Origin of the sequence: Kribbella sp., assembly GCF_035655035.1 — a bacterium.
In the GTDB taxonomy this organism is placed as follows: Bacteria; Actinomycetota; Actinomycetes; order Propionibacteriales; family Kribbellaceae; genus Kribbella.
In genome coordinates this window covers 1-3,552 of record NZ_DASRVN010000749.1, presented here as the reverse complement: position 1 = coordinate 3,552, position 3,552 = coordinate 1, and the positions used below count along the sequence as shown (strand labels likewise).

Annotated in this window: 4 protein-coding genes; 1 reads left to right on the top strand and 3 read right to left on the bottom strand. The window is 70.4% G+C overall.

Annotated features, from left to right (window positions below; genetic code table 11):
- Nucleotides 1-1,141, bottom strand: a 1,141-nt coding sequence (locus VFF46_RS38330) for an HAAS signaling domain-containing protein (RefSeq protein WP_325042183.1), incomplete at its 3' end; no start/stop codon positions are given.
- The gene (locus tag VFF46_RS38325) at nt 1,138-1,467 is read right to left on the bottom strand and encodes a PadR family transcriptional regulator (RefSeq protein ID WP_325042182.1); all 330 of its coding nucleotides are present in this window, start codon (nt 1,465-1,467) and stop codon (nt 1,138-1,140) included. The genes VFF46_RS38325 and VFF46_RS38330, both read right to left, overlap by 4 nt.
- Before the next feature lie 113 nt (nt 1,468-1,580).
- Between VFF46_RS38325 and VFF46_RS38320 the strand changes: the two genes are divergently transcribed.
- Nucleotides 1,581-2,507, top strand: a complete 927-nt coding sequence (locus VFF46_RS38320) for a helix-turn-helix domain-containing protein (protein ID WP_325042181.1) — start codon at nt 1,581-1,583, stop codon at nt 2,505-2,507.
- A 105-nt stretch (nt 2,508-2,612) separates the two neighbouring features.
- On the opposite strand, the gene VFF46_RS38315 is transcribed toward VFF46_RS38320, so the two are convergent.
- Nucleotides 2,613-3,401 (bottom strand): hypothetical protein, encoded by a 789-nt coding sequence (locus tag VFF46_RS38315; protein WP_325042180.1) that lies wholly within the window; start codon nt 3,399-3,401, stop codon nt 2,613-2,615.
- Nucleotides 3,402-3,552 lie beyond the last annotated feature (151 nt).

The following is a 3,552-nucleotide window of genomic DNA, read 5'->3' as shown; positions in this document are numbered from 1 at the left end:
GGGTCGGCTGGGGCGTCGGCGTGGTGGCCGGTGCGGGCGGCGGGGCGAACGGGGCCTTCGTGGTGTCCTTGCAGTTCTTCGCGGTCGTGACGACGCCGTTCTCGTCCGGCACGATCACCGGCTGCGGGAACTGGTTGCTCGTACTCCCGTGCTGTCCCGGCTCGTACGTCCCCGCGCAGTCCAGCCGCTCCAGGTCGATCGGGTTGCCGTCCTGGTCGTACAGCCGGACATCGACCTGCTTGCCCTGGGCATCGAACGGGTAGAGGTTCGTGACCGGCGTACCGTCCAGGCGCAGGCCGTTCTGCGGCGGGTGGTACCCCGTCGCGGCGCCGTTGCGCAGGCCGTAGTGGTTCAGGAACCCGAACGACGTTCCCATGTACGCCGCCGCGAGGAACGCCGGCACCGCGATCGCGGCGACCACGTTCAGCGGTACGACGTACCACAGCCAGCGGCCGTCCTGCTGGGTCTTCCGGCCGATCCAGATCGACGCCCCGGCGCCCGCGAACGCCGCGACCACGGTCACCGCCGGCGCGCCGAACAGCGCGAAGAACCCGCCCGCGCCGATCATGCCGCGGGCGACCCACCAGGTCGGCTGCCCGATGGTCAGCAGCTCGTGCCGGATGTTCGGCGGGATCTGGTCGATCCAGCCGCGGATCGCGGTCGCGCCGCGGCTGCCCTGCGGGGTGTCGAGGACCACGCGCGGGTCGTTCCCGCGCAACGCCAGCACACCGAGGAACGCCGCCACGAACAGGACGCCGAGCCCGAGCAGCCCGAAGAACGACGTCTCCCGTCGCGACCAGGCGAAGATCGCGACCGCGACGAAGAACGGCCCGACGGTGGCGGCGATCACGCCCCAGCGCAGGGCGTTGGAGCCGGCGTTCAGGCGTTCCTTGTGGCTCTGCCCGGCCGGTCCGGTACGGGCGGGGTACCCGGCCGCGGTCCGCAGCTCGTCGGCGTACTGGCGGGGTGTGCCGAGGCGGTCCTGCAGCTGGCCGATCGTCGGCTCGGCGCCGAACTCGCCGGCGACCTCGCTGAGGTGGCCGCTGACGTCCTGCAGTACGTCCTCCAGCTCGCCCGGCGGCAGGTCGCTGAGCTCGGTCCGCACCTGCGCCAGGTAGATCGTCGCGGCTCCGGTGTTCACGCCGCCTCCTTCTCGACCAGCAGCACCGACATGGTGCCGGCGAAGTGGTTCCAGGTCTCGGTGGAGCGGGCCAGCAGTTCGCGGCCGGTCTTGTTCAGCCCGTAGTACTTCCGGTGCGGGCCTTCCTCGCTCGGTTGCACGTACGACGTCAGCGCGCCCGCCTGGAACAGCCGGCGGAGCGTGCCGTACACGGAGGCGTCCGCGACGTCCTGCAGGCCGGCCGCGCGCAACCGGCGGAGTACGTCGTACCCGTAGCCGTCGGCCTCCCGCAGTACGGCGAGCACTGCGAGATCCAGTACGCCCTTGAGCAGCTGGCTGGTGTCCATCGTGACCTCCTCGGTGTTCCGCGGAGGAGACTACTACACACAGCGGAGTACTCCGCGAACCAGCGCAATTTCGATCAAGTCGGAGGGCGCCGGGTGGGGGCACAGTGGTGGGCATGGCGGATGTGTTCGAGGAGTTCGTGGCGGTGGTCGCGGCCGGTCTGAGCCGGCCGGACGACCAGGTGGACGGGGCCGGGCTCGCCGGGCGCGTCCACCTGTCGCGGTTCCACTTCGACCGGGTCATCGGCGCGGTGGCGGGGGAGTCGCCGTTCGCGTTCCGGCGGCGCGTGCTGCTGGAGCGGGCGGCGTACCGGCTGCTGGCCGAGCCGATCGCCGTACTCGATGTTGCCGTCGAGGCCGGGTACGGGTCGAACGAGGCGTTCACGCGCGCGTTCGCCCGGGCTTACGGGATGCCGCCGCGGGAGTGGCGGCGGGAGGCGTCGCGGGTGTTCTTCCTGGCGGCGCCGAGCGGAGTGCACTTCCAGCCGCCGGCCGGACTTCGGCTGCCGGCCCGTCGAAAGGTGAGAGGCATGGACGTACTGGTCCGGATGGTCGAGCATCACGTATGGCTGACCGGTGAACTGATCGAACGCGGCGCCCGCCTGGACGCCGCCACCCTGGACCGCCCGATCGAGTTGTCCGTCGAAGGCATCGACGACGACATCTCGATCCGGTACCTGCTGGACCGCCTGGTCTGGCAGGAGGAGATGTGGCTGGCGTCGGTCGAGGACCGCCCGTTCCAGGTCCCCGAATGCGGCCGCCAGGTGATCACCCCGATCCCCGAACTCCGCACCCGCCACGCCGACTCCGGCGCCCGCTTCGTAGCCCTGGTCACCGGCCTCAACGAAACCGGCCGCTTCGACGAAAGCTTCGTCGACACCACCTGCGAACCGCCAAGAGTCTTCACCTACGGCGGCATGATCGCCCACGTCCTAACCTTCGCCGCCCACCGCCGAGCCCTCCTCATCGGCGCCTTCCACACCTCCGGCATAACCGACCTGGCCTTCGGCGACCCCATGGACTTCGTAGCCGAAGGCAACTAACCCCCCGAGTCGTGAGAAATGGTCGTGAAATAGGGGGTTTCTCGACCGATATCCACGACTCGCGGGGCGGGCGGGGAGCCAATCGCCACGAGTCGGCGGGGTGGGTCAGGCGGCTTGGGGGTGGTGGCGGGAGTGGATGTCTTGGGTGAGGCGCGCGAGGATGGTTTGGGGGATTTGGTAGAGGTCGTGGGCGGTGACCACCCGGACGAGCCAGCCTTCGCGTTCCAGGTTCTCGCGGCGGCGGATGTCCTGGCGCCATTGACGGGCGTCCACCAGGTGGTGCAGCCCGTCGTACTCGATCGCGATCCTGAGGTCCGGATAAGCCAGGTCCGGTCGCGCCAGCCAGCCGCCCGCGGAGTCGGTCACGACGTAGCCGACCACCGGTTCGGGGAGGCCGCCGAGGATCAGGAGGAGTCGCAGGAGCGATTCCGGCGGCGAGTCCACGCCACGGCGGACCAGGGCGGCCGCCTCGCGCGCCAGCCGAGCGCCGCGCCTGCCGATCGCTGCGGTCGCCATCTCGATCAGGCGCTCGGGCTCAACTCCGGTACGGCGTACCAGCGAGTCTCCCGCGGTGACCAGGCCGGTGAGATCGTGGTACGGCGCCAGATCGAGGAATGTCCGCTCGGGCGGAGTGAGCGGCAGCCCGTCCCGGAGCACCCGGTCGAGGTGCTGTACCTCGTGCACCCGCAGGCCGCCCACGCGTGGCAGGACCCGGTGCGGATCGCGCTCGACCGTCACGTGTACGACGTCACCGCCGGCATGCTCGTCGGCGGTCCAGAGGCCGAACGCCGTGTGGTGACTCGCCACGGCGCCAGGCGTCAACAACAACGCCGCCTCGACCTTCAGCCGGGAGGTCACCGCGACGTACCCCTCGACGTATACAGATCCCAACACGCGCCGGTACCGCGACCCGCGCAACACTCCCCGCGATATCCCCCGAGCAGCCGCCTGCCCCGCCGTGAACAACACCCCCCAATCATCCCCACTCACCCACCCCCACGTCCCGACTTATCCACACCCCCACCCGAGTCGTGTGGATCGGCTC